General features: G+C 69.3%; 30 protein-coding genes. 24 read left to right on the top strand and 6 right to left on the bottom strand.

The annotated features are described in order from the left end of the window. The first annotated feature begins 40 nt into the window (after positions 1-40). The 4 genes from ABN273_RS32660 (at position 41) to ABN273_RS32645 (ending at position 2669) form a co-directional block, all read left to right on the top strand. Positions 41-223, top strand: a complete 183-nt coding sequence (locus ABN273_RS32660) for a hypothetical protein (RefSeq protein WP_349452920.1) — start codon at positions 41-43, stop codon at positions 221-223. Then, positions 220-414 carry a hypothetical protein gene (locus tag ABN273_RS32655; protein ID WP_349452919.1) on the top strand — a complete coding sequence of 65 codons (195 nt, stop codon included), beginning with the start codon at positions 220-222 and terminating at the stop codon, positions 412-414. The genes ABN273_RS32660 and ABN273_RS32655 overlap by 4 nt, the downstream gene beginning before the upstream one ends. A 115-nt stretch (positions 415-529) precedes the next feature. Next, on the top strand, positions 530-2020 hold the full coding sequence (locus tag ABN273_RS32650) for a serine/threonine-protein kinase (protein WP_349452918.1): 1491 nt from the start codon (positions 530-532) through the stop codon (positions 2018-2020). Positions 2021-2249: 229 nt separating this feature from the next. Next, positions 2250-2669 carry a VOC family protein gene (locus ABN273_RS32645; RefSeq protein ID WP_349452917.1) on the top strand — a complete coding sequence of 140 codons (420 nt, stop codon included), beginning with the start codon at positions 2250-2252 and terminating at the stop codon, positions 2667-2669. Here ABN273_RS32645 and ABN273_RS32640 read toward each other — a convergent pair. The 3 genes from ABN273_RS32640 to ABN273_RS32630 are packed head-to-tail and all read right to left on the bottom strand — an operon-like array spanning position 2660 to position 4600. Further along, positions 2660-3283, bottom strand: a complete 624-nt coding sequence (locus ABN273_RS32640) for a TetR/AcrR family transcriptional regulator (protein WP_349452916.1) — start codon at positions 3281-3283, stop codon at positions 2660-2662. The two genes, ABN273_RS32645 and ABN273_RS32640, sit on opposite strands and share 10 nt — an antisense overlap. A 16-nt stretch (positions 3284-3299) precedes the next feature. Next, positions 3300-3968, bottom strand: coding sequence for a DUF4166 domain-containing protein (locus ABN273_RS32635; protein ID WP_349452915.1), 669 nt, complete (start codon positions 3966-3968; stop codon positions 3300-3302). Further along, the gene (locus ABN273_RS32630) at positions 3863-4600 is read right to left on the bottom strand and encodes a hypothetical protein (protein WP_349452914.1); all 738 of its coding nucleotides are present in this window, start codon (positions 4598-4600) and stop codon (positions 3863-3865) included. The genes ABN273_RS32635 and ABN273_RS32630 overlap by 106 nt, the downstream gene beginning before the upstream one ends. Positions 4601-4707: 107 nt before the next feature. Between ABN273_RS32630 and ABN273_RS32625 the strand changes: the two genes are divergently transcribed. From ABN273_RS32625 to rfbD, 10 genes are all read left to right on the top strand, one after another. Further along, positions 4708-5073: an MmcQ/YjbR family DNA-binding protein gene (locus ABN273_RS32625; RefSeq protein WP_349452913.1), complete on the top strand. Its 366-nt coding sequence runs from the start codon at positions 4708-4710 to the stop codon at positions 5071-5073. 27 nt (positions 5074-5100) lie between these two features. Continuing rightward, entirely contained in the window at positions 5101-5607 is a 507-nt protein-coding gene (locus ABN273_RS32620) for a GNAT family N-acetyltransferase (protein WP_349452912.1), read from the top strand. A 53-nt stretch (positions 5608-5660) separates the two neighbouring features. Then, positions 5661-6038, top strand: coding sequence for a hypothetical protein (locus tag ABN273_RS32615; protein ID WP_349452911.1), 378 nt, complete (start codon positions 5661-5663; stop codon positions 6036-6038). 19 nt (positions 6039-6057) lie between these two features. After that, positions 6058-6945 (top strand): DMT family transporter, encoded by an 888-nt coding sequence (locus ABN273_RS32610; protein ID WP_349452910.1) that lies wholly within the window; start codon positions 6058-6060, stop codon positions 6943-6945. Then, positions 6942-7565, top strand: a complete 624-nt coding sequence (locus tag ABN273_RS32605) for a GntR family transcriptional regulator (RefSeq protein WP_349452909.1) — start codon at positions 6942-6944, stop codon at positions 7563-7565. Before ABN273_RS32610 ends, ABN273_RS32605 begins: the two co-directional genes overlap by 4 nt. Before the next feature lie 111 nt (positions 7566-7676). Beyond that, entirely contained in the window at positions 7677-8027 is a 351-nt protein-coding gene (locus tag ABN273_RS32600; protein ID WP_349452908.1) for a hypothetical protein, read from the top strand. 269 nt (positions 8028-8296) lie between these two features. Continuing rightward, positions 8297-9751 (top strand): sugar transferase, encoded by a 1455-nt coding sequence (locus ABN273_RS32595; RefSeq protein WP_349452907.1) that lies wholly within the window; start codon positions 8297-8299, stop codon positions 9749-9751. A 2-nt stretch (positions 9752-9753) separates the two neighbouring features. Then, positions 9754-10821, top strand: a complete 1068-nt coding sequence (locus tag ABN273_RS32590) for a glucose-1-phosphate thymidylyltransferase (RefSeq protein ID WP_349452906.1) — start codon at positions 9754-9756, stop codon at positions 10819-10821. Next, positions 10821-11771, top strand: a complete 951-nt coding sequence (gene rfbB / locus ABN273_RS32585) for a dTDP-glucose 4,6-dehydratase (RefSeq protein ID WP_349452940.1) — start codon at positions 10821-10823, stop codon at positions 11769-11771. The genes ABN273_RS32590 and rfbB overlap by 1 nt, the downstream gene beginning before the upstream one ends. Positions 11772-11796: 25 nt before the next feature. Continuing rightward, a complete protein-coding gene (gene rfbD, locus ABN273_RS32580; RefSeq protein ID WP_349452905.1) occupies positions 11797-12678 on the top strand; it encodes a dTDP-4-dehydrorhamnose reductase in 882 nt (293 codons plus the stop codon). On the opposite strand, the gene ABN273_RS32575 is transcribed toward rfbD, so the two are convergent. Continuing rightward, entirely contained in the window at positions 12660-13238 is a 579-nt protein-coding gene (locus ABN273_RS32575; RefSeq protein WP_349452904.1) for a dTDP-4-dehydrorhamnose 3,5-epimerase family protein, read from the bottom strand. The two genes, rfbD and ABN273_RS32575, sit on opposite strands and share 19 nt — an antisense overlap. Before the next feature lie 56 nt (positions 13239-13294). Between ABN273_RS32575 and ABN273_RS32570 the strand changes: the two genes are divergently transcribed. From ABN273_RS32570 to ABN273_RS32530, 9 genes are read left to right on the top strand one after another with little or no spacing between them, the layout of a single operon-like run. Continuing rightward, a complete protein-coding gene (locus tag ABN273_RS32570) occupies positions 13295-14194 on the top strand; it encodes a phytanoyl-CoA dioxygenase family protein (RefSeq protein ID WP_349452903.1) in 900 nt (299 codons plus the stop codon). Next, entirely contained in the window at positions 14195-15403 is a 1209-nt protein-coding gene (locus ABN273_RS32565; protein WP_349452902.1) for a methyltransferase domain-containing protein, read from the top strand. Next, complete coding sequence (locus ABN273_RS32560) at positions 15400-16176, top strand: glycosyltransferase family protein (RefSeq protein WP_349452901.1); 777 nt, start codon at positions 15400-15402, stop codon at positions 16174-16176. Before ABN273_RS32565 ends, ABN273_RS32560 begins: the two co-directional genes overlap by 4 nt. Next, a complete protein-coding gene (locus ABN273_RS32555; protein ID WP_349452900.1) occupies positions 16173-16823 on the top strand; it encodes a PIG-L deacetylase family protein in 651 nt (216 codons plus the stop codon). The genes ABN273_RS32560 and ABN273_RS32555 overlap by 4 nt, the downstream gene beginning before the upstream one ends. A 2-nt stretch (positions 16824-16825) precedes the next feature. Beyond that, complete coding sequence (locus tag ABN273_RS32550; protein ID WP_349452899.1) at positions 16826-17845, top strand: NAD-dependent epimerase/dehydratase family protein; 1020 nt, start codon at positions 16826-16828, stop codon at positions 17843-17845. Continuing rightward, the gene (locus ABN273_RS32545; protein ID WP_349452898.1) at positions 17842-19104 is read left to right on the top strand and encodes a DUF4910 domain-containing protein; all 1263 of its coding nucleotides are present in this window, start codon (positions 17842-17844) and stop codon (positions 19102-19104) included. The genes ABN273_RS32550 and ABN273_RS32545 overlap by 4 nt, the downstream gene beginning before the upstream one ends. Continuing rightward, on the top strand, positions 19104-20072 hold the full coding sequence (locus ABN273_RS32540; RefSeq protein ID WP_349452939.1) for a hypothetical protein: 969 nt from the start codon (positions 19104-19106) through the stop codon (positions 20070-20072). The genes ABN273_RS32545 and ABN273_RS32540 overlap by 1 nt, the downstream gene beginning before the upstream one ends. A gap of 12 nt (positions 20073-20084) precedes the next feature. Beyond that, positions 20085-21533: an oligosaccharide flippase family protein gene (locus ABN273_RS32535; RefSeq protein ID WP_349452897.1), complete on the top strand. Its 1449-nt coding sequence runs from the start codon at positions 20085-20087 to the stop codon at positions 21531-21533. Next, positions 21530-22405, top strand: a complete 876-nt coding sequence (locus ABN273_RS32530) for a glycosyltransferase family 2 protein (protein WP_349452896.1) — start codon at positions 21530-21532, stop codon at positions 22403-22405. Before ABN273_RS32535 ends, ABN273_RS32530 begins: the two co-directional genes overlap by 4 nt. Before the next feature lie 32 nt (positions 22406-22437). Here the strand turns inward: ABN273_RS32530 and ABN273_RS32525 are convergent, their stop codons facing one another. After that, positions 22438-23250, bottom strand: a complete 813-nt coding sequence (locus ABN273_RS32525) for a 2OG-Fe(II) oxygenase (RefSeq protein ID WP_349452895.1) — start codon at positions 23248-23250, stop codon at positions 22438-22440. 137 nt (positions 23251-23387) lie between these two features. Here ABN273_RS32525 and ABN273_RS32520 point away from each other — a divergent pair, with 137 nt between their 5' ends. Beyond that, a complete protein-coding gene (locus ABN273_RS32520; protein ID WP_349452894.1) occupies positions 23388-24284 on the top strand; it encodes a hypothetical protein in 897 nt (298 codons plus the stop codon). On the opposite strand, the gene ABN273_RS32515 is transcribed toward ABN273_RS32520, so the two are convergent. Beyond that, a complete protein-coding gene (locus ABN273_RS32515) occupies positions 24285-25427 on the bottom strand; it encodes an acyltransferase family protein (RefSeq protein ID WP_349452893.1) in 1143 nt (380 codons plus the stop codon). It lies immediately after the preceding gene. Between the last annotated feature and the right edge of the window lie 87 nt (positions 25428-25514).

The following is a 25514-nucleotide window of genomic DNA, read 5'->3' as shown; positions in this document are numbered from 1 at the left end:
TGCATCTCGTGGTGGTCCGCATGACCAGAAAGGCACAACGATGACCACACACCACGAAACCGGCACGGCGGCCACGCACCACGTTCTGACTCTGGGGGCGGGGTACGCGGGCATGGCGGCGGCGATCCAGCTCGCGGCCCGGTCGCGCCAGCGCGACGCCACCGAGCGCTTCCTCGCCGCCGCGACCGGGGGTGACATCAGGGCGTCGATCCCGCCGACATGAACGCCGAACTGGCCGAGGTCAACGGCGGTCCGGGCATGGTGTTCAGCGGTCTGGGCCGCGTGGTCGCCACTGTCACTTTCGATTTCGACGCCGACGGGCGCATCATCACCATCCACAATGTGGCCAACCCGGACAAACTCCAGGCCATCGCCGACGGGACCACTCGCGACATCGGCCGGCCTTCTTCGTGATCGTCCTTTTCGGGCTTCATATTTCCCGCAATTGCACAACCGTGTGCAGTGCCAAACCCATAGTCGCTTCCTTGAATCCGTAGCGACCCATTACCATGATCGGTACATTTGACCTGTGGACTCTCCCTTCGCCCCCTTGTCCTCCGGCGATCCCGCGGAAATCGGAGGCTACCGGCTGGTGGCGCAGCTCGGCGCGGGTGGAATGGGCCAGGTCTATCTCGCCACCACCCCCAGCGGCAGGCGGCTCGCCGTCAAGGTGATCCATGCCGAGTACGCCAGGAACGCCGAGTTCCGCCAGCGCTTCCAGCAGGAGGTCGCCGCGGTCGAGAGGGTGCAGAGCCTCTACACCGCGCCCGTCATCGACGCCGACACCACCGCGGCGCGCCCCTGGCTGGCCACCGCGTACGTCCCGGGTCCTTCGCTGGACAAGGCCGTGGCCACACATGGGCCGCTGCCGCCCGCGACCGCGCTCAACATCGCCTGCGGCGTGGCCGAGGCGTTGCAGGCCATTCACGCGGCCGGAGTCGTTCACCGCGATCTCAAGCCGTCCAATGTGCTCCTGGCTCCGGACGGCCCACGCGTCATCGATTTCGGCATCGCCAAGGCCATCGACGCCACCCCGCTCACCGGCACCGGCGTCCGCGTGGGGACACCGGTGTTCATGGCACCCGAGCAGGCGCTCGGCCAGCCCAGCACCCCCGCGATCGACGTGTTCGCGTTGGGCGGGCTCATCCACTACGCCGTCACCGGCCGGCCACCCTTCGGAGACGGCCCTGACGCGGCGGTCCTCTACCGGGTGGTCCACGACGAACCCCAGCTCGACGGCTGCCCTCCACAACTGCGCGACCTGGTCGCCCATTGCCTGGCCAAGGACCCTGCCCAGCGTCCGACCCCCCGTGACCTGGTGGCGGCACTCCAGGCCCACTCGCAGCCGGCGTCGGGAGCCTGGCTGCCTCCGGCGCTCAGTCGCGTCCTGCCCGCCTACGAGGCCGTGCCCACCGGCCCGCGAGCTCCCCGCAAGGTGAGCCTCGGCTTCCTGGCAGGCACCGCCGCGGCTGCGGCCGTACTGGCCGCCGCGGCGACTGCCCTGTTCCTGCCGAGAAGCGAGCCGGCCACCGCCGACCCGCAGGCGCAGGCGAGCCCCAACGTGACCGTCACCGTCACCCAGACCCGCGAAGCCGCGGCCCCGTCCTCGGAAACATCCGTCCCGGAGCAGAGCCCGACCGCCACGGAGGACGGCGCGGTGGGCAGCAAACCGCCCGGCACGCTGCTGGGCACGTACAAGGGCATCGACGTCACCGTGGACTACGAGGTCAGCTTCACCAACGATCCCATGCACCCCAAGACCGACGGCGGCGACCTCGAGTACTGCAGCGGCTACTACCTGTGCGCCGACAACATGGCCATCCTCGCCCAGGGCGAACGCGGCACCTACCAGGCGTGTGTCGACAACACCAGATACACCAAGGAAATCCCGATAGAAGAGGCCAAGGGCAAGCTGATCTGCACGTTCACCGACAACACGATCGGCCTGGTCAAGGTGACGGACGTGGTGGACTCGGCCAGCGACTATCTGACCATGGACCTCATGGTCTGGCAACGCTGACGTCCGCGCGGCCTCTGTGAATAATCTTCCGGCTTAATCGGCGGCGCCACGAAAAAGCGCGGCGGCGGGTCAGTTCGAGCTGCCGTGTTTACTTCGCTGTCATCCGGCTCTTTCATTATTTCAGGTACGAGGTACGGCGGGGGGCGGGTGTCAGCCGCCGAATCGCGTCCAACCAGCTCGCACCGGCAGGTGGACAGCGAGATCGGCGGCAGAATGAGCGGAGGAATGCATGGACGTACGCCTGGACCATCTCGTGTGCTGGGTCTCCGACCAGCTCAGCTCCCTGCGGTTCTACGAGCAGGTGATCGGTCTGCCCGGGGTGCGGGCGGAGGAGTTCCGTGAGGGGAAGGCGGCCTTTCCGAGTGTGCGGGTGTCCGCCGGGACCATCCTCGACCTGATGGAGTACGACGCCTCCAGAGGTGTGGAAGAGGGCACCGGGGTCAAGGGGAGCGCCGGGCATCCGATCAACCATTTCTGCCTGGCCGTCGGCAAGGAGGACTTCGACGCGCTCCAGGTCAGGCTGAAGCAGCACGGGGTCGAGATCACCGGCACCGGCACCAGCTCGTTCGGCGCGCAGGGCATCGCGCCGGAGACGATTTACTTCCCCGACCCCGACGGCAACGTTCTGGAAGTTCGCTACTACGACTGACGGCGAAGGCGTGCCCGGGCGGCGCGGCGTACCAGCGGGCCCATGTCGTCCAGGGCCGTCGCCAGCGTGGCCAGGCCCTCCAGGGCGTCGAACGCCTGGTTCGCCCCGTCCGGGTCCACGCCCTCGTAGAGCTCCAGGCCCACGAACGCCGCCGCCGTGGCCTTGGCCAGCCCGGACACGTCCACGAACTCGGCCAGCGGCGACTTCGCCAGCACCCTGGTCAGCGCCTGCTCCACCGCCTCGATCCACAGGTTGAGGCCGGTGGTGGTGGCCGGGGCGAGTTTCGGGTCGGTCTGGCTGCCGGCGAGCAGCTGGGCCAGCGCCGCCACGCTCCCTTCCGCCCGTTCCTCCGCATGCAGGGCCCGGCCGAGGTCGAGGAGCTCGCGGAGGGTGGTCACGGCGGCGAAGCGGGCGCGGTAGAGGGCTATGCGCTGCCGTGCGCCGTGCTCGCAGGCGGCCGCGAGGAGCTGGTCGACGCTGCCGTAGTGGTAGAAGACCAGGGCCTGGTTCACCCCCGCCTCGGCCGCGATCGTACGGGCTGAGACGCCCGCTATGCCGTGCTTCCTCAGCGTCACGAGCGCGGCTTCGAGCAGCTTTGTACGTGTGTCGGCCACCGGGTCACCTTACGCGTCAGCAGCGGGCGTCCTCTCGACTCGGCCGCACGCCGGCGGGGACGCCGTGCTCCGCGACGTCCACGTACTCGGCCGTGAAACTGCCCCAGTAGCCGAAGATCCGGCCCAGCCACGGGTTGGACACCGTCACCGCGATCCTGAACCGCTCCGTCTCCTCGTCGAAGTGTTCGCTGACCACCGCCGTGCCCGTGGCGGCAGGCGGGATGGTGACGGCGAGCGGGCCTTCGAGGAAGCGCTGGCGTCCTGAGCGGATGACCAGCCCGCCCCGCTCGTCGACGGAGAGGGCGAGCGGGGTGGCCAGGTGCTGGTGGGTGCCCAAATAGTCGACGACCTGGGCGCCGGCGGCGTCGTAGATCATGGTGGCGTCGAAGCGGCCGCGGGGGAACGTGCGGACGAACGTGACGGTCTCGCGGCCGTACGAGTCGAGGTACGGGTAGTTCTCGATCCGGAATGGGATGTCCGCTCCGACATCCTGGACGAGCACGTTTCTGCGGCTGCCGAGGGCCAGGAACGGGCGGATGTGGAGGCCGGCGTTCCATACGCGGTTCATGACGCCCCTGCCTATGCACGCCTCGCCGCTGTCGAGCCCGACGCTGAACCGGCGCTGGAGCCGGGGGTGGAGGCGGGCGAAGTCGTCGCCGAGCGCACGCTGGAAGATCGAGGGCATGGTGCTCCAATCCGTCGTCTGTCTCGTTCGGGTGGGCGGTGCAGGCAGCGGCGGGCCGCTGGAGTGCCCGGCAACGGAGGCAGGGCCAGGGCGGCCGCGAGCACGGCGAGCGCGGCCAGGGGCGGCAGGACGGCGGCGGCGAGCGCTGCCGAGGCCGCTCGCGCGCCGGCCTCGGCCAGGGCCTGGCGCAGCGAACGCTCCGGCGTCCTGCCGGTCTCCAGCCACAGGCGCAACCGGTCGAACGACCATGCGGTGGCCCACCACATCACCCAGCCGGGCAGCACGCGCGGGCGGTAGTCGTACGAGGTGAGGAACCTGACCCCGTCCGCCGCCGGGAGGTAGCGCCAGTAGCCGGACCCCGCGCGGATGGGCGAGAGCGGGTGGTCCGAGCCGAACCGCAGTGCGGACGTCCGGCCTCCGCCGGGTCCGTGCCGGTTGCCCGTGCTGACCCCCACGCCGCTGATGCCCAGCGTGGCGTAGCGGAACGCCTGCCTGCCGTCGCTCGGAGCGAGGTACTCGATGCGGCCGAACCGCAGGTCCCAGCGCTGGTGCCGGAACGGGTCCTGGGTGGCCTGCCACACGTCCTCCAGGTCCGCCTTGATCCGGGTCTCGATGTAGAGCCGTCGCCGCATGCGCGTCACATCCCCAGTCTTTAAGCGACTGCTCAAATATATGCCCGATTTGAGCGAGTGCTCAAGCGCGCCTCGGAAGTGTCGGTCGGGTCTGGTACACAGGCGGCATGGGTGTGAGCGTCGATGAGTTCATGGAGCTGCTGGACCGGCTGCCTGAGGTCAAGATGAGCCATGGCGGCGAGTGGATCGGCCTCAAGGTGCGCGACAAGGGCTTCGCATACCTGTGGGAGGCCACCGAGACCGTCGGGCTCAAGGCCACGCTCGAAGAGCAGATCGCGCTGGTGGCCGAGCGGCCCGAGGTGTTCGAGGTGCAGTTCACGGCCGGGCGGTTCGGCTGGGTGGTGGTGCACCTCGACAAGATCGACTCTGACGAGCTGTTCGAGCTGGTGGCCGAGGCGTGGTGCCTGACCGCGCCCAAGCGGATGGTCGCCGAGTTCGAGGCGGCTCATCAAATCGGGCAGCAGGCCCTATAGCCGCACTTCACGGTAATCTCCGAAAACGTGGATGTTCGGTTGCGGGAGTGGCGTGAGGACGATGCCCCGGTCGTGCTGCGGGCCTTTCAGGCGCCGGATCTCCGCACGCAGGCGCCCTTTCCCGTCGTCACGCTCAAGGACGCCATGGGATGGATCGCGGGCTGGACAGGCGTCGGCCACGCGTTCGCCGTGACGTTCGAGGGGCGGGTCGTCGGGAACGTCGCGGTGTCCCGGATCGACGATCATGACAATGGGTGGGTGTCCTACTGGGTCGTGCCCGAGGCCAGGGGGCGGGGCGTCGCCGTGGCGGCCACCGAGGAGCTGGCGCGGTGGGCGTTCGGCGAGCGCGGGCTCTACCGGCTGGAGCTGGGGCACCGTACGAACAACCCGGCATCGTGCCGGGTCGCCACGAAGGCGGGGTTCCGCCCGGAGGGCATCGAACGCGGGAAGCTTTCTTATGACGGGATCCGGTACGACGTCGAACGGCACGCCCGCCTGGCCACCGATCCTCCTGCGGCCATCACGCAGAGCTGACCTCGATGAGCGGTAGGTGGCCACCTGCCCATCCGGTGATCTACCCTTTTTTGGTGGACAGCGAGAGCCTGGCCGCGGCCGGCCTCCTCGAGACCCTGAGCCGGGCATCAGAGATGCTCGCCGAATTACACCACCCCTTCGTCAGAAGCGAGTCTTTCTCCTATCTCCTCCCGCCCGCGGGCGCCCGCGTCGGCGCTGACCTCACGCTGCCCGACGGCCGCGTGGTCCGCTTCGAGGTCTCCATCAGCGCCTCCGGTGGCGCCTTCCACGTCGAGGGGTCGATCACCGCGGAGGACGAGAGGCTGCTCGAGCTGCCGCGCAAGAGCGTCCCCGGCATCCATGACGGCCTGGCCGTGCTCGACGACTACTTGGGGGAGGTGACTGCCCCCGCCGGACGGCTGATCGACCAGCTGCTGGACGAAATTGTCTAATTGTCAGACAATGAGGGCCATGAGAAATGGACCCCTCTCCGTTGTTGCTGCCTCCGTGCTCTGGGGCACGGCCGGGACGGCAGGACTGCTCGTCTCCGCCGACTCCGTCGCCCTGGCCGCCGCGCGGCTGGTCGTCGGGGGTGCCGCGCTCGCGCTGCTGGCCGGCGCGGGCGTCAGGAAGGCGATCAGGCCCGGCCTGCTGGTGGCCGCCGTCGCGGTGGCCGCCTACCAGCTCTGCTTCTTCGCGGCCGTCAGCCGCACGGGCGTCGCCATCGGGACCGTGGTGGCGATCGGGAGCGGTCCCGTCTTCACGGGGTTGCTCTCCTGGGTGCTGCACGGCCACCGGCCGAGCGGGCGGTGGAGCCTCGCGACCGTGGCGGCCATCTGCGGATGCGCGGCGCTGATCGTCGGAGGCGGCGCCGAGGCGGGCGGGCAGATGGTCTCCGGGGTGCTGTTCGCGCTGCTCGGCGGCGTGCTCTACGCCTTCTACGCGGTGATGGCGGCGCAGGCGATCGGCCAGGGGGCCAGGTCCGACGCGGTGATGGGGGTCCTGTTCGGCGGGGCAGTCGTGATCATGCTACCGGTGCTGCTGGTGAGCGGGGTCGGCTGGCTGGGGCAGCCGCGCGGGCTGCTCGCCGTGCTCTATCTGGGCCTCGGGGCCACCGCCCTGTCCTACTTCCTGTACGGCCGGGGCCTGCGGACCACTCCGGTGGCCACGGCCGCCACGCTGGCGCTCGCCGAACCGGCGGTGGCGGCGCTGCTCGGCCTGGTGGTGCTGGGCGAACGGCTGGCCCCGGTCTCGATCGCGGGGCTGGTCCTGCTGGCGCTCAGCCTCGTGGCGGTGGCCGTACCCGAGAAGCCGCAAGCGCAGGCCGTACCGGAAAGGGAGCTAGAGTCGCAGCCGTGACGTTGCCGCTCAGACCCGTCTCCACCGTCGGCGCGCTCGCCGACGCCCTGCGCAGCAGGGTGCTCTCCGGCGAGATCCCGCCCGGCACCCCGCTGCCCGAGCAGGAGATCGCCGCGTCGTACGGCGTCGCCAGGCCGACCGTGCGGGAGGCGCTGGCCAGCCTCGTCCATGAAGGACTGCTCAGGCGCGAGCGCAACCGCAGCGCCTATGTCCCCGAGGTGACGCTTTCGGACCTCGACGACCTCATGTACGTACGCCGCCCGCTCGAGGACCTGATGGCACGGGCCCTGGCCGGGCGGCAGGTGCCGGAGGCCGAGGCCACCCTGCACCGGATGGCCGCGCTGCCTGCCGACGCGCCCTGGTCGGAGATCGTGGCCGAGCACATGGCGATGCACCAGGCGCTGATCGAGGCCGTGGGGAGCCCGCGGCTGGAGCGCCTCTACGGTGTGCTGGCGGCCGAGACGCGGCTCGGTCTGGTGCGGTTGCGCGAGGTCTACACCGACAGGGACGTGCTGGTACGCGAGCACCGCGAGTTGCTCGACGCGATCGCCGAGGGGCCGGAGGATGCGGCCAGAGCGGTGGTGGCGGCGCACCTCAGCCACTCCTGGGGCGGCGACTGAGGGCCGGAGGGCGGCGTCTGAGGGGCCGAAGGGTCACGCCTGGGAGGCCGAAGCGCACCATTGCGCGCGAACCCTTGCGGGACAGCCCCGGAACTCGCAAGAATCGCGCCCATGCACGGCAATCCGATGCCGGACTCCTACGTGTATGTCACGGAAGAGGGCGTCACTCGTCACTACGCGGACGGTAGCGTCGAGGCTCTCGCATGGGAGGACGTGGTGGAGGTCCGTGTCGTCACAGAATCCGGGGACGACGTCCTCTACATCCTGCTCGACCGCGACGGCGAGGGCTGCGTCGTCCCGCGCTCGGCCACGGACGCCACGTTCCTGGCACGCCTGCGCTACCTGCCGGACTTCGATCTCGACCGGCTGACCCTGGCCGCCGACTCCGCGCAGAACGGGGTTGTGGTCGTCTGGCGCAGTCCGGACCCGCCGTCCGCATTGCCGGACCTGGAGTATGACTAGCGGCTTCATGGAGCCGCAACCTGGCGAAACGCCGCCGTAAACCGCATATTTCCGCAGCTGCCCCGCTGCACTTATGGACCGTTCCGTCAAGCCCCAAGACCTCCCCGATATTCGTCCGGTTGTGGACATTTGACGTTATTCCCCCTACCGGAATCGATCTTTACTCTTTAGTGGGGGCCGCCGCCCTTGATTGTGCGTGGGACCTGTCAACCCATGTGGTTCAAGGAACGTCAAGTTATCGCGGTGCACAGAGTTGTCAGGGTGGTGCTATGAGGGTGGGGACTGGGGAGTCCGATGTCGTGCTCCTCGGGGCCGTGCCGCGTCGCGCGTCGAGCATTTGGACGCGCGCGTACCTACGGCTCCTGTTATGTGGGGACACGATGTGTGCTCTGCTGGCATGCGTATGCGTGCTCGGCATCCGGCTGATGGCCGGCGTGTTCATTCCACTGGTCGAGTTCATGCTCGGATTCGGCCTGGTCATCGCCTGGCCCGTCGCGCTCATGATGGGCGGGGCGTATCGCCAGCGGGCCAACGGCGAGGGAACGGAGGAGTTCAAGGCCGTCTTCAACGGCGGCGTCGGCCTGATGGCCACGGTCGCCATCATGGCTTATGCCACGCAGACCGTCATCGCGCGTAGTTTCGTGATGGCGATGCTGCCGCTGGCGCTGCTCGCCACGCTCTATTACCGCTACAAGATGCGTAAACGTCTGCACCGGCGGAGAGCGGTGGGTGACTATACGCGTCAGGTGATCGCGGTAGGGCATCGGGAATCGATTCTCAACCTGGTGGTGCAGTTCAGGCGCCAGCCGTATCACGGAATGCAGGTGGTCGGAGCCTGCCTTCCCGAGAACGCGATGGACGTCGATCTCGACGGCGTTCCGGTGCTCGGCTCCTTCGGCGATGTGGCGGCGGTGGTCGAGCGCGAGCAGGCCGACGCCGTGGCCGTGCTGGCCTGCCCGGAGTTGGACGGGGCCGCGCTGCGGCGCCTGGCCTGGAGCCTGGAGACCGCGCGTACCGATCTCTTCGTGGCTCCCGCGCTCATGGACGTGGCCGGGCCGCGCATCAGCATCAGGCCGGTCGCGGGGATGCCGCTCCTGCACGTGGAGCATCCCGAGTTCGACGGCACCAAGCAGGTCGCGAAGACCGTTTTCGACCGCCTGGTCGCGATGGTGGCGCTGCTGCTCCTGGCGCTGCCGCTGCTGGCCATCGCCCTGGTGATCCGCCTCACCAGCCCGGGACCCGCGCTCTTCCACCAGACCAGGGTCGGCAAAGGCGGCAAAGAGTTCCGTGTCGTGAAATTTCGTACGATGGTGGCCGATGCGGAGCAGCTCAAGGACGCACTTCTCCATGCGAACGAGTTCGACGGGGTGCTCTTCAAGATTAGGAACGATCCAAGAATCACTCGGGTAGGCGCTTTCCTGCGGAAATACTCCCTCGACGAGCTGCCCCAGCTGCTCAATGTTCTACGCGGCGAGATGTCCCTGGTCGGTCCGCGCCCACCGCTTCCGGAGGAGGTGGGCAAGTACGGCGCCGACGTCCGCCGCCGCCTGGTGGTCAAGCCGGGCATGACCGGGCTCTGGCAGGTCAGCGGCCGCTCCGACCTGACGTGGGAGGAGTCCGTACGCCTCGACCTGCGGTACGTGGAGAACTGGTCGCTCATCCTCGACCTGCAGATCCTCTGGAAGACCTGGTCCGTCGTCACCCGTGGAGAAGGGGCTTACTAGCGGTGAAAGCACTCGTGCTCGCCGGGGGATCGGGCACACGGCTCCGACCCATCACGCACACCTCGGCCAAGCAGCTCGTGCCGGTCGCGAACAAGCCGGTCCTGTTCTACGGCCTGGAGGCGATCGCGGCAGCGGGGATCAGGGAGCTCGGCCTGGTGGTCGGGGACACGCAGGCGGAGATCGAGTCGGCCGTGGGAGACGGCTCGGCGTTCGGGCTGCAGGTCACGTACCTGCGGCAGGAGGCGCCGCTCGGGCTCGCGCACGGCGTGCTGATCGCCCGCGAGTTCCTCGGCGACGAGGACTTCGTTATGTACCTGGGCGACAACTTCATCGTGGGCGGGATCAACGGCCTGGTGGACCGGTTCCACAGGGAACGCCCCACCGCCCAGATCATGCTCACCAAGGTCGGCGACCCGCGCCAGTTCGGAGTGGCCGAGCTCGACGCCCGGGGCCGCGTGATCGGGCTGGAGGAGAAGCCCGCGCGGCCCAAGAGCGACCTGGCGCTGGTGGGCGTCTACCTGTTCAGCCCGGCCATCCACGCCGCGGTGGCGGAGCTCAAGCCGTCCTGGCGGGGCGAGCTGGAGATCACCGACGCCATCCAGTGGTTGATCGAGGCGGGCCTGCGCGTCGAGTCCTCGGTCATCTCGGGCTACTGGAAGGACACCGGTAACGTCACCGACATGCTGGAGGTCAACCGGTTGGTCCTGGAATCGGTCGAGCCCCGGGTACGCGGGCGGGTCGACGCGGTCAGTGAGCTGGTGGGCCGCGTCGTCGTCGAGCAGGGCGCGGTGGTCGAGCGCTCCAGGATCGTCGGTCCGGCGATCATCGGCGAGGACGCGCGGATCCGCGACAGCTATGTCGGCCCCTTCACCTCCATCGGCGCCCGCTGCGCGGTCACCGACAGCGAGATCGAGTACTCGATCGTGCTGCCCAGGGCCTCGATCAGCGGCGTCGGCCGCATCCAGTCGTCGCTGATCGGCCACGACGTCGAGGTCACTCCGGCGCCCAACACCCCCAAAGCCCACCGTCTCGTGCTGGGCGATCACAGCAAGGTGCAGATTTCTTCATGATGAGAATTTTGGTGACCGGCGGTGCGGGCTTCATTGGCTCCCACTTCGCCCGGAGCCTGAACGACGCGTCGTCCGATGCGCCCGAGTCCGGCGCGGATGTGACCGTGCTCGACAAACTGACGTACGCCGGAAACCGCGCCAACCTCGACGGCGTGCGGCACGAGTTCGTGCACGGGGACATCTGCGACGCCGAGCTGCTCAAGGCCGTCGTTCCCGGCCACGACCTCGTGGTCAACTTCGCGGCCGAGTCGCACGTGGACCGGTCGATCGAGGGCGCGGCGGAGTTCATGCGCACAAACGTGCTCGGCGTCCAGACCCTGCTCCAGGCGTGCCTGGAGGCAGGGGTGCCGAAGGTGGTCCAGGTGTCGACCGACGAGGTGTACGGGTCGGTCGACATCGGCTCGTGGGACGAGGCCGCGCCGCTGCAGCCGCGCTCGCCGTACGCGGCGTCGAAGGCGGGCGGCGACCTGATCGCCCGCGCGTACGCGATCACGCACGGGCTGAACGTCTCGATCACGAGGTGCGGCAACAACTACGGCCCGCGGCAGTACCCCGAGAAGGTCATCCCGCTCTTCATCACGAACCTCCTGCGCGGCAGGAAGGTCCCGCTGTACGGCGACGGCGGCAACGTACGGGACTGGATCCACGTCGAGGACCACTGCGCGGGCATCCGCCTGGTCGCGGAGCAGGGCGAGCCGGGCGAGGTCTACCACATCGCGGGCACGGCCGAGCTGACCAACAAGGAGCTCACCACGCGCCTGCTCGACGCCTGCGGCCGGGACTGGGACATGGTCGAGCACGTCCAGGACCGCAAGGGCCACGACCGCAGGTACTCGCTGGACGACGCCAAGCTGCGGGCCTTGGGCTACCGGCCCGAGATCGCCTTCGAGCAGGGGCTGAAGGACACCGTCCGCTGGTACGCCGAGCACCGGGACTGGTGGGCCTCATGATCGGCCGGTTACCTGGGGAGGCGGCATGAGGTGGCTCATCACGGGGGCCGGCGGCATGCTCGCCGCCGACGTCCACGACAGGACGGTGCTGACCGGCGAGCCGGTGCTCGCGCTCGGTCGCGGCGAGCTGGATCTGCGCGACAGGCGGGCGGTACGCGAGTTCGTGTCCGCCTACCGGCCCAGAGTCGTGATCAACTGTGCCGCCTGGACCGCGGTGGACGAGGCCGAGACGCACGAGGCCGAGGCGCTGGCGATCAACGGGCACGCCGTGCGCTGGCTGGCCGAGGCCTGCGACCTGGCGGGGGCCCGGTTGCTGCACGTTTCCACCGACTACGTCTTCGACGGGGCCGCCCGGGTGCCGTACCGGGAGGACTCGCCGACCGGGCCGGTCAGCGCGTACGGGCGGACCAAGCTCGCCGGCGAGCGCGCGGCGCTGGAGCACGGCCACTACGTGGTGCGTAGCGCCTGGATGTACGGGGCGAGCGGGGCGAACTTCGTGCGGACCATGATCCGGCTGGCGGGGGAGCGGCCGGCGGTCGACGTGGTGGACGACCAGCGCGGCCAGCCGACCTGGACCGCCGACCTGGCGGACTACCTCGTCCGGCTGGCGCAGTCGGACCTGCCGCCTGGCGTCTACCACGGCACCAGCACGGGCGAGGCCACGTGGTGCGAGTTCGCCAAAGAGATCTTCACACTGCTGGGCGCGGACCCCGGACGTGTCCGCCCCGTGCCCAGCACCGCCTACCCCCGCCCGGCCCGGCGGCCGGCCAACAGCGTGCTCGCCCACACCCGCTGGGAGCCGATCCGGCACTGGAAAGCGGCGCTGCACGCGGCGTGGCCGGTCATGAGGGGGCCGGTCATGAGCGGGGGAAGGGCGGGGGCGGATCCTCAATGCAGCGTGGCGTAGAACTCCTTGCACGCCCGATAGTCCGGCAGCAGGCCGGCCGCGCGCGCCTCCTCGAGAGAGGGGGCCTTGGCGTCCTTCTCCGACAGGACGGGCTCCAGGCCGGCCGGCCAGCCGATGCCGACGGCCGAGTCGAGCGGGTGAACCCCGTGCTCACGACCCGGGCTGTACGGCTGCGAGCACAGGTACACGACCGTGGCCTGCTCGCTCAGCGCCATGAACGCGTGGCCGAGACCCTCGGCGATCAGCACGGCGCCTCTGGTCTCGTCGTCCAGCGTCACGGCCTCCCACTGGCCGAACGTGGGCGAGCCCACCCGGACGTCGACCACGACGTCCATGACGCTTCCGGACACGCACATGATGTATTTCGCCTGGCCGGGCGGGATCTCTGCGAAATGCACGCCGCGGAGCACGCCCGCCTGGGAAACGGAGCAGTTGACCTGGGCCACATCGAGCGGGTGCGGCAGACCGGCCGCCCTGAACGCCTCGAGGAAACTGCCACGAGGGTCGGCATGAACACGTGGCGTGAAAAGCCACGAGCCGTCAATCGAGAGGCGATCCATGATCGCAGCATGCCAGACCCTGACCGCCATTCAAGCCAACCGAGAGGGAAAGTTTGATGATGACCGCCGTCTTCCTCAACAGCGGCGTGAACGACGAAAAGCGCCGCGAAATGCTGTTCAAGGGCGAGGTCTTCGTCTATTCGGCCGCACCGGCCACGACCGAGCTGGTCACCTTCGCGAGAGAGCTGATCGACGACGCGTTCGGCGGCCTGGACCCGGAGACCGCGCAGCATGAAATGCCGGTGGAGGAGTTCGCGAAATTACTTGCCGAGCTCAAACCGCGGTTCATTCATCACCCCCGGTGCAAGGAACTCCTGCCGGCGGTCATCGAGGAGCGCGGCTGCGATCTCGGGCGGACCTATTTCGACGTGCCCAGGCTGCGTACCTCGACCTCGAACGACTATTTGGTCTCCGGCATCTCCTACGCCTTCCACCCGCATCGCGACTGCTGGTATTCGGCGCCGTTCAGCCAGGTCAACTGGTGGATCCCGGTCTACTCGGTGACCCCCGAGAACGTCATGGCCTTCCACCCGCGCTATTTCGACCAGCCGGTGCGCAACGGCAGCGCGGGTTACGACTACGCCGAGTGGAACAGGACGAGCCGGCACAGCGCGGCGGCCCACGTACGCAGCGACACCCGGGTCCAGCCGCGGCCCGAGGAGCCGATCGAGCTGGAGCCGCAGGTCAGGGTGGTGCCGGAGGCCGGCGGCACGCTGATGTTCTCCGGCGCGCAGCTCCACTCCACCGTGCCGAACACCTCCGGCAAGACCAGGTTCAGCATCGACTTCCGGACCGTGCACATCCACGACGTGCGCGCGCACCAGGGCGCCCCGAACGTGGACGCCGAGTGCACGGGCACCACGCTGCGGGACTTCGTGCGCTGTAACGATCTCGCCCCGATGCCCGAAGATCTCGCGCTGGAGTACGAGGCCAAGGCCCTGGCTGGAGTGAGCTGAATGACCACCTGCCGACTGTGCGGTTCCGAGGGGCTCGCCGGGGTCGTGGACCTCGGCGCGACCCCGCCGTGCGAGCTGTTCCTGACCGCGGAGCAGCTCGACGCGCCCGAGCCCACGTACCCGCTGCACCTGCGGGTCTGCACGAGCTGCTGGCTGGCCCAGCTGCCGCCGCTGATCACACCGGAGGAGACGTTCACCGAGTACGCCTACTTCTCCTCCTACTCGACCTCCTGGGTGGAGCACGCGCGGAGGTTCGTGGACGCCGCGGGGCTGCGCCCCGACTCGTTCGTGGTGGAGGTGGCCAGCAACGACGGCTACCTGCTCCAGCACGTCGTGGAGCGGGGCGTGCGCTGCCTGGGCATCGAGCCGTCCGCCAACGTCGGCAGGGCCGCCATCGACAAGGGAGTGCCGACGCTCACGGAGTTCCTGTCGCCGGAGGTCGGCCAGCAGGTGCGGGCCGAGCACGGGCCCGCGGACCTGGTCGTGGCGAACAACGTGTACGCGCACATCCCGGACGTCGTCGGGTTCACCAAGGGCCTGCGGGCGCTGGTGGCCGACGACGGCCGGGTGTCCATCGAGGTGCAGCACCTGCTGACGCTGATGGAGCTCAACCAGTACGACACCATCTACCACGAGCACTTCCAGTACTACACGGTGGCCTCGGCGCAGCGGGCGCTTGCGAGCGGCGGGCTGCACCTGGTCGACGTCGAGCTGCTGCCGACGCACGGCGGGTCGATCCGGCTGTGGGCGCAGCCGGGCGAGGCGCCCGTCTCGCCGCGGGTCGTCGAGGTGCTGGCCCGTGAGAAGGCGGCCGGGCTGCACGAGCTCGCGGGCTACCAGGACTTCGCGAAGCGGGTGGCCAAGGTGCGGCGGGACCTGCTCAGGTTCCTCATCGACGCCGCGGAGGCCGGCAAGACCGTGGTCGGGTACGGGGCCCCCGGCAAGGGGAACACGCTGCTCAACCACTGCGGGATCCGGCCCGACCTGCTGGCGTACACGGTGGACCGCAACCCGTACAAGCACGGCAGGTTCACGCCGGGATCGCGGATCCCGATCCACGCGCCGGAGCGGATCGCCGCGGACCGGCCCGACTACGTGCTGGTGCTGCCGTGGAACCTGCGTGGCGAGCTGGTCGAGCAGCTGTCCTACGTCCGGGAGTGGGGCGGGCGGCTGGTCTTCCCGATCCCGGGTCTGGAGGTCGTCGGATGAAAGTCGTCCTCTTCTGCGGCGGGCGCGGCACCAGGATGCGCAGCGACCTGCCCGGCGGTGACATGCCCAAGCCGATGCAGATGGTCGGCCCGCGCCCGCTGGTCTGGCACGTCATGCGGTACTACGCGCACTTCGGGCACAAGGAGTTCATCCTGTGCCTCGGCTACGGCGCGCAGCACATCAAGGACTTCTTCCTGACGTACAAGGAGACGGGGTCGAACGACTTCATCCTGCGGAACGGACAGATCGAGCTGTTATCCACGGATATTTCGGATTGGTCGGTGTCGTTGATCGACACCGGGCTCGACTCCCCGATCGGCGAGCGGTTACGCAGGGTCAGGCCGTACCTGGACGGCGACGAGATGTTCCTCGCCAACTACGCCGACGTGCTGACCGACGCGCCGCTGCCCCGGATCATCGACCGCTTCGCCGCCTCCGACGCGGGCGCCTCGATGATGGTGGTCCCGCCGACCAACACCTTCCACGTCATCGACGTCAGCGAGGGCGGGCTGGTCGGCGGCATCACGCCGGTCAGCGAGATGCCGCTCTGGGTCAACGGCGGCTTCTTCGTGCTGCGCCAGGACGTCTTCGACCACATCCCGGAGAACGGCGACCTGGTCACGGACGGCTGCGCGGAGCTGGCCAAGCGGGGACGGCTGGTGGCGTACCCGCACCGCGGCTACTGGCGGCCGAGCGACACCGTGAACCAGCGCCTGGAACTGGATCGTTCCTGGGCCCGGGGCGAGCGGCCCTGGGCGCTGTGGGAAGCATGATCGGCCTGCTGCCCGCACGGCGGGACGAGGTCGTCGCGCTCGGCGCCCACTGCGACGACATCGCGATCGGCGCCGGCGCGAGCCTCCACACGATCTGCCGGTCCCGCCCGGGCGTGCGCGTGCACGCGCTCGTGCTGTCCGGCGGCGGGACCGCGCGCGAGGAGGAGGAGCGGGCGGCGCTCGCGGCCTTCTGTCCGGGCGCGGACCTGCGGCTCACCGTGCTCAAGCTGCCCGACGGGCGGCTGCCCGCGCACTGGGACGAGGCCAAGAACGCCCTGGAGGACCTGAGGGCGCAGGCGAGCCCGGACCTGATCTTCGCCCCGTGGACGGGCGACGCGCACCAGGACCACCGCGGCCTGGCACAGCTCGTGCCGACGGTCTGGCGCGACCACCTGACGCTCGGCTACGAGATCGTCAAATGGGACGGCGACCTCGGCCGCCCCGCGGTCTACCAGCCGCTCGACGACGAGGTGGCCGAGACCAAAGTCCGGCTGCTGCAGGAGCACTACCCGTCGCAGCGGCACCGCCCCTGGTACGACAGGGAGGCCTTCCTCGGGCTCGCCCGCATCCGCGGCATCGAGTGCGGCGCCAGGTACGCCGAGGCCTTCCACGTGAACAAGCTGACCATCGATCTGGCTGGAGGCTGATCTTGCGGATTCTTCTGACCGGGCACCAGGGCTACCTGGGCAGTGTGCTGGCACCCGTGCTGTCCGCCGCGGGGCACGAGGTGATCGGCCTCGACTCCGGTCTGTTCGCCGACTGCGTGCTCGGCCCCGCCGTCGACGATCCGCCCGGCTACGCGGTCGACCTGCGGGACGTCTCCGCCGAGCTGCTCGAAGGCGTCGACGCCGTGGCGCACATGGCCGCGCTGTCGAACGACCCGCTCGGCTCGCTGGCGCCCGAGCTGACCTACGACATCAACCACCACGCGTCGGTGCGGCTGGCCCGGCTGGCCAAGGACGCGGGGGTACGCAGGTTCGTCTACGCCTCCACCTGCTCGGTCTACGGCGCGTCCGGGGGCGACGGGCTGGTGAACGAGGACGCGCCGCTGCGGCCCGTGACGCCGTACGCGGAGTCGAAGGTCAGGGTGGAGGACGACCTGGTCAAGCTGGCCGACGCGGACTTCTCGCCGGTGTTCATGCGTAACGCGACGGCGTTCGGGTTCTCGCCGCGGCTGCGGGCCGACATCGTGCTGAACAACCTGGTGGGCCACGCCGTGCTGGCCGGCGAGGTGCTCGTGCTGTCCGACGGCACCCCGTGGCGGCCCCTGGTGCACGCCGAGGACATCGCCGAGGCGTTCCTGCGGGCGATCGAGGCGCCGCGCGACGCCGTGCACGCCAGGGCGTTCAACGTGGGCTCCGAGGCCAACAACGTGACGGTGGCGGAGATCGCCAACGAGGTGGTCGCGGCCGTGCCCGGGGCGATACTGAAGATCACCGGCGAGGCCGGCAACGATCCGCGCTCCTACCGGGTGGACTTCTCCCGGATACGGGCGGCGCTGCCCGGCTACACCGCCAGGTGGACGGTCAGGGCGGGGGCCGATGAGCTCGTGGCGGCGTACCGGACCTACGGGCTGACCAGGCACGACTTCGATCGGCGTTTCACCCGGCTGACGCGGCTGGCCGACCGGCGGGCGGCCAGGAGCATCGACGCGGAGCTGCGCCCGTGAACGGCGGCCGGATGCACGAGCTCGTCGAGCGGCTGTATCCGATCTGCCGGAGCATCACCGGAGACGGCGTGCGGCGCACGCTGGAGATCGTCGGCGAGCACCTGCCGCTGACGGTCACCGAGGTGCCGACGGGGACCGAGGTGCTCGACTGGAACGTGCCGACGGAGTGGAACATCCGCGACGCCTACGTCAAGGACCCCTCCGGGCGGCGGGTGATCGACTTCCGGGAGTCGAACCTGCACGTGGTGGGCTACAGCGTGCCGGTGTCGGGGACGTACACGCTGGAGGAGCTGCGGCCGCGCCTGCACACGCTGCCCGACCAGCCTGGGCTGATCCCCTACCGGACCAGCTACTACGCCGAGACCTGGGGGTTCTGCCTCAGCCAGAACGCGCTCGACGCGCTGGGCGAGGGGCCCTACGAGGTGCTGATCGACTCGACGCTCGAGGACGGCTCGCTCACCATCGCCGAGCACGTCGTGCCCGGGCGGCTGCCCGACGAGGTGGTGATCTCCTGCCACGTGTGCCACCCGTCGCTGGCCAACGACAATCTCGCGGGCATCGCGGTGGCCGTGGCGCTGGCGCTCAGGCTGAAGGAGCCGCGGTACACGTACCGGTTCCTGTTCATGCCGGGGACGATCGGGGCGATCACCTGGCTGGCGCTCAACCGGGGGCGCGTCCACCTGATCGCGGGCGGGCTCACGCTGGCGTGCGCGGGCGACCCCGGGGCGCTGACGTACAAGCGGAGCAGGCGCGGCGACGCCGAGATCGACCGGGCCGTCGAGCATGTCCTCGACGACCGGCCGCACCGGGTGCTGGACTTCTCGCCGTACGGGTACGACGAGCGGCAGTTCTGCTCGCCCGGCTTCAACCTCCCCTTCGGCAGCCTCACCAGGACGCCGTACGCCGGATACCCGGAATATCACACCTCAGGGGACAACCCGGGGTTCGTCACGCCGGAGGCCATGGAAGACACCCTCGACGCCCTCGTACGGGTCGTCGAGGTGCTGGAGGGCAACCGCACCTACGTCAACCTCAGCCCGTACGGCGAGCCGCAACTCGGCAGGCGCGGGCTCTACGGATCTCTCGGCGGAAGGAGTGACACGAAACAGGCCCAAATGGCGATGTTATGGGTGTTGAACCTGTCCGACGGGGACCACAGCCTGCTCGACATCGCCCGACGATCCGAGTTGCCGTTCGCCGCCGTGGAGAGGGCGGCCCACGCTCTGCTGGATGCCGGACTGGTGAAGGAGAAGGCGTGATGGACCTCAGGGTCGGGGACGTCGTGGAAGTGCGGGGGGAAGCCGAGATCCTGGCCACGCTGGACGAGCGGGGCGAGCTCGACGGGTTACCTTTCATGCCGGAGATGCTGCGCTTCTGCGGGCAGCGGATGACGGTGCACAAGCTCGCGCACAAGGCGTGCGACACGATCAGCCACGGCCGCATGCGGCGCATGGAACGTGCCGTCCACCTGAGCGAGTCCCGCTGCGACGGCTCCGCGCACGGCGGCTGCCAGACGGCCTGCTCGCTCTACTGGAAGGACGCCTGGCTCAAGAAGGTCTCCGACGGACCGGCGTCCACCGGCAAGGACCGCAAGCTGCTGCCGCTGCTGCAGATCAACTCGCGCAAGCCGCCGGGGCCGGAGGGCGAGGAGCGCTTCGCCTGCCAGGCCACCGAGCTGCATCGCGCGGCGCCGACGTGCCTGCCGCTGAAGGACGTCCGGCAGTACGCCACCGACGTGAAGAGCGGCAACGCGGGCGTGCTGAAGACGCTGCGGGGCCTGTTCTTCGCCGTCTTCAACCGCTACCAGTCGGTCAGCCGCAGGGTGCTGCCCGGGCGGCTGCGGATCAGGGGCGGGCTGGCCTGGGGCTGGGTGCCCAAAGGAAAGCCAGGACCGACCCCGACCGGCACGCTCGACCTGCAGCCGGGCGAGCTGGTGCGGATCAAGTCGCGCCAGGAGATCGTCGCCACGCTCAACCAGGAACGCCTCAACAGGGGCCTCGGCTTCGAGGAGGAGATGGCCAGGCACTGCGGCAGGACCGCCAGGGTCGTCGCACGCGTCGAACGCTGCCTGGACGAGCGCACCGGCGAGCTGCTGCAGATGAAGAACCCCTGCATAGCTCTGGAATCCGTCTACTGCGAAGGGGTCTACAGCGTCAACTGTCCGAGAGAGTTCCTCCCGTTCTGGCGGGAGATCTGGCTGGAGCGCGTCGACGAGCCGGCCGCATAGGGAGAGTTCTACATGGAAGTCAAGGACGCCGAGCAGCAGATCGGCTCCCTCGGCAAATTAGCCGGGCGTGGGCTGCGCTGGGGTCTGCTGGGCAACCTCGCTACGAAGGCGGGCTCCTTCGTGATGGGGCTGATCCTCGCCCGGCTGCTCGCACCGGGCGACTTCGGCGTCTACGCGGTCGCGCTGGCCGCCACGGCGTTCGTCATGTCGGTCAAGGACCTGGGCATCATGGTCGCCACCATCCAGTGGCGGGGCAAGCTGGAGGAGATGGCGCCGACCGCCACGGTGCTGTCGTTCCTGTCGGCCATGGGGCTGTACGCGGTGTTCTGGGTGGGCGCGCCGGCCTTCGCCGAGCTGGCCGGCACCGCTCAGGCCACGCCCGTGGTCAGGCTGCTGACCTCGGTGATCATCGTCGAGGGCTTCACCGCGGTGCGGGCGGCGACGCTGATCCGCCGGTTCGAGCAGGACAAGCTGACGCTCGCCATCGGCATCGGGTTCGCGGTCAACGCGGTGGTGGCCATCGCGCTGGCCGCGAACGGCGCGGGCGCGCTCAGCTTCGCCTTCGGGCAGGTCGCGCAGTCCGTGGTGACCGGCGTGATCGTCTTCTTCGCCGCCCGGCTGCCGGTGCGGCTCGGCGTGGACCGCGCCATCGCGGTCAAGCTGCTGAAGTTCGGGCTGCCGTCGGCCGCCGGGATCGGGCTGGAGAGCGTGCTGCTCAACGCCGGCTACATCGTGGTGGGCGACATACTCGGGCATGTCTGGCTGGGCTACTACCTGCTGGCCTTCAACGTGTCGAGCTGGGTGCCCGGGCTGATCGGCACGGCCGTGCGCAACGTCACCATCCCCGGCTTCTCGCGGCTGGCCGAGCACACCTCCGAGGCCCTGTCGGAGGGCGTAAGGAGGTCGGCGCCGCTGCTTCTGACGGCCATCCTGCCCTTCGCGGTCGTGATGTCGGTGCTCGCGCACCCGCTCGTGTCGTTCCTCTACGGCGGCAAGTGGGACCAGGCGGCGGGCGTGCTGCGCTGGCTGGCTCTTGTGATGGTGATCAGGATGCTCCTCTCGCTCGCGCTCGACATCCTGTCCGCCCAGGGCGACACCCGGGCCACGGTCTGGATGAACCTCGGCTACGGGGCCGCCCTCATCCCCGCGCTGATCGCCGGCACGCACCTGCAGGGCATCCGCGGGGCCGCGATCGGCCAGGTGGCGGCCAGCCTGTTCGTGGCGCTGCCGGTGGCGGCGTACTTCCTGCACCGGGCCGGGGTGCGGCTGGCTCCGGTGCTGCCCACGCTCGTGCGGCCGCTGCTGGCCGGGCTCGCCGCGGCGGGGGCGACGGCGCTGGTCGGCCGGACGGTGGAGGGCAACGCCCTGGTCCAACTGGTGCTCGCCGGCGGCGCCGGCCTCATCGTGTACGTCCTGCTGGCCGTGCCACTCAGGCAGTTGCGGAGAAAGGAAGCTCATTGAACCCCGACGCGCTGGTCTCGATCGGCCTGCCCACCTTCAACGGCGGCCGGCACCTGGAGAAGGCCGTCCTGTCGGTGCTGGCCCAGGACCACCAGAACCTGGAACTGATCATCTCCGACAACGCCTCCACGGACGACACCGAGGAGATCTGCCGCGACCTCGCGGCCACCGACAGCCGGATCCGCTACCACCGGCAGCCGGAGAACATCGGCCCCGTCGGCAACTTCTCCACGGCGCTCCGCCTGGCCAAGGGGGAGTTCTTCCGCTGGGTGGGCGACGACGACACGCTCGCTGAGTACTGCGTGTCGCGCTCGCTGGCGGAGTTCGCCAAGGACGGCAGGATCGTCCTGGTCACCGCGCAGACCTCGTACACCCTTGACGGCGTCACGCAGACCGGCCGTTACGAGGGCACCGCGCTCAACTCCGACGACCCCGCCGAACGCTTCGCCGAGATGCTGCGCCTGCTCACCGAGAGTTTCGTGCTCATGGACCCGCTGTACGGCGTGCACCGCACCGCGGTCGCGAGGACCGTCCCGCGCCCTGTCCTGGTGCGCGAGGACGAGATCGCCGCCGCCCGCCACGCCCTGTCCGGACCCTGGGCGCACGTGCCCGAGGTGCTCTCGCACCGCAACTGGGCCAACGCGAACCCGGTGCGGATGAGCGGCCGGCTGGCACTGCCCGCCTGGCGCGGTTACTTCGCCACGCTCATCCAGGCACGCGTGCTGCTCGGCGTCATCGACGAGACCGACCTCACGCCCGACCAGCGCCGCCGGGCGCGGAGGGCGGTCCGCAAGCTGTACGTCTCACGCCAGCGGCGGCTCGCCGCACGAGGCGGGAGAAAGCTCGCCCGCCTCGCCCGCCTGGTCCGTTGACCCGCCGCCCCCTCCGCTGGCCGGGGGCCGGTTCACTTGGCGCGGTCCCGGCGCCCGGCCAGCTGGACCAGCGCCGGGGGCGTCCAGCGCTTGAGCACCTGGCGCAGGTTGCTCTTGTACTTCTCGCCGGGACGCTGCTTGAACAGCGTCGTGTGATCGTCGTTGACCTCCTCGCCGGGGCGGCCGTTGGAGTAGTAGTAGAGCGCCATCGACCGGCGGGCCCGCTCAGGAGGACAGGTCAGCGGATCGGGGTGGCCGTGGTTGGCGTCGTCGGTGGTGGCGAACAGCACGAACCGGTTGAACACCGGCAGCACCGCGTGCTCGCACGTGCTCATGTCCTTGTCCCACAGCTGCAGGTGGCCGCCGTAGCTCTCGTCCCAGTCCTTGTTGAGGTAGAGGAGCCCGTTGAGCCTGCGGTCGAGGTCGAGGCGGCGGTGCCGGTTGAAGTCGGCGTGCACCTTGAGGAAGCCGCCCGGCCTGATCTGGTGCAGCCCGCCGCCCTCCAGGTGCGGGTCGGGCACGAGTCGCTCGATGCCGGTCAAACGTTCCAAGAACTCGATGAAGACCTGCCCGTTGAACTCGGCCAGCAGGTGCCGCGTCGCCGGCCCCATCTGCTCGGTGTCCTGCAGGGCCAGCTTCACCTCCTTGGAACTGTCGAACTGCTGCCAGTCGGCGTTCTTCGGCTCGGGAAACTCCGCGAGCACCGGGTCGAGCACGCCCGCCGGCAGGAAGTCGTCGATCACCACGTGCCGGAACGGCGACGCGGTCAGAAAGCTCGGACGCAGGCTGTCGGCGAGCGGGAACAGTTGGTCACGGCGGAACGTGAACTGCTGGACTTCCTGCATTTTCGACTCCATCCGTCGGGTGTCCCATATTGGTAATCGGAAAACCCGGGCTGATTTGTTACACGAAATAGCGGTGTAACGAAGTACGCAGAACCCCCGAGACAGGGAGTAGAAAGCGCAAGACAGGTGAGGTGCACATGACCACCATCTTTTCCAACAGTGAAATGGACGACGAATCCCGGCGCGGCATGATCTACCGGGGAGACGTGTTCGTCTACTCTCCGACCAGAGCAGCACTTGAGCTCGTCGCGTTCGCCAAGGAGTTGATCGCCGACGCGTTCGGGAGCCGGGACCCGGAAACCGCGCAGTTCGACATGCCCGTGGAGGACTTCGCCGCCCTCCTGGCCGAGCTCAAGCCCCGCTTCATCCACCACCCGCGCAGCAAGAGCCTGCTCGTCCAGGTCATGGAGGAGCTCGGATTCCCGCTGGAGCAGACGTACTTCGACGTGCCGCGGCTGCGCACCTCGACCTCGAACCACTATCTCGACTCGGGGATCTCCTACGCGTACCACGCCCACCGCGACTGCTGGTACGCCGCCCCGTTCAACCAGATCAACTGGTGGCTGCCGATTTTCGAAGTCGTCCCGGAAAATGTCTTCGCCCTGCACCCGCGCTATTTCGACCGGCCGCTGCGCAACGGCAGCGGCGGGTACGAGTACGGCGAATGGCAGCGCGTTTCCCGGCCCACCGCCGCACAGCACATCCACTCCGACACCAGGGAGCAGCCCAAGCCGGAAGAGGACTTCGATCCCGAGCCCGAGTTGCGAATCGTGACCGAGCCCGGCGGCATGTTGCTCTTCTCCGGCGCCCACCTGCACTCCACGGTCAACAACACCTCGGGCAGGACCCGCTTCAGCATCGACTTCCGCTGCGTCAACATCGACGACGTGCGGGCCAGGAGGGCCGCGCCCAACGTCGACGCCGCCTGCCTCGGCACGACGCTGCGCGACTTCATGCGCTGCACGGACCTCGAGCCGATGCCGGAGGAACTGGCCGTGGCGTACGAGGCGGAGGCGCTCGTCAAGGCCGGTTGATCACTGCGTGCGGGCCCGCGAGAGCCGGGCCCGCACCGCGGCCCGCAGCGCGGCCGGCGTCCTGCTCCGGGTGAACGGCAGCTCGAACACCCCCGCGAACAACCGCGCCGCCACCACCGTCACCGGCACGGCCAGCGCCAGCGAGACCAGGAACGCCGGGACGCCCTGCTCCATGCGCGGGGCGATCACGAGCGCGTGGATGTTCACCACGATCGGCGCGTGGATCAGGTAGAGGCTGTAGGAGAACGAACCCAGGCTCTTCACGGGCCGCGTGTCCAGCAGCCACACGACCGGCGCGGGCTTCCCGGTCGCCACGGCCGCCAGCAGCAGCACGGTCGCCGGCCCGATCGCCAGGTCGATCCAGTAGAGGTTGCCGATCGTCCACACGGATCCCTTGAGCACGATGAGCGCGAGCACCGGCAACAGCGCGGCCGCCGCCAGCCACTGGAACGGGATCCGCCGCTGGAGCCGTACGACGCCCGCGCCCGCCATGCCCAGCGCGAACAGCGCGGCGAACTGCGGCGTCAGCCGCATCAGCTCGCCCACCACGGGCACGACCTGCGCGAGCACCCCGACGGCCGCCACGACCGCGGTCACCGCGCCCACCATGACCACCGCGCCCATCCTGCGCAGGACCAGCAGCAGGAGCGGGAAGACGAAGTAGAGCTGGGCCTCCACGGCGATCGACCAGAGGGCGCCGTTGGGGCTCGGGCTGCCGAACACGTCCTGCAGCAGCAGCCCGTAGATGAGCACCGACTTGGCGGTGGGCACGCCCTGCTCTGGCTGGGGCACCAGGGTCCAGGCGATCACCAGGCTGAGCGCCACCGCGGCCCAGTACGGCGGGAGAATCCGCCAGGCGCGGCGGTGCGCGAACCTGCCGAGCGAGTCCAGCCGCCACCCGTTGCGGGCCGGCGAGAGGGCGAGGGAGAAGCCGGACAGCACGATGAACACCACGACCGCGAAGTGCCCGTAGACCATCCAGCTCGCCCAGCCGGGCCCGGTGTCCCGGGGAAAGCCGGGAAACGACAGCAGCCAGACGTGGTGGAAGACGACGAAAAGCGCAGCTAGACCGCGTATTCCGTCGAGCCCGGCCAGCCTGCGGCGTTCGACCGTGGCTGTCTGGAGCATTTCAGCGGACTTCATGCACTGCCACCCCCGGTCTACGGCCCATACGGACTATCGGCCGCGTCGGTTCCGGCGTAACAGGTAAGTCGGTTTTTCGGATGAACA

Source organism: Nonomuraea sp. B19D2 (genome assembly GCF_040137845.1).
Lineage (GTDB): Bacteria > Actinomycetota > Actinomycetes > Streptosporangiales > Streptosporangiaceae > Nonomuraea.
Note: the sequence above shows the minus strand (reverse complement) of the source record. Positions and strands in the feature narration are given on the sequence as shown.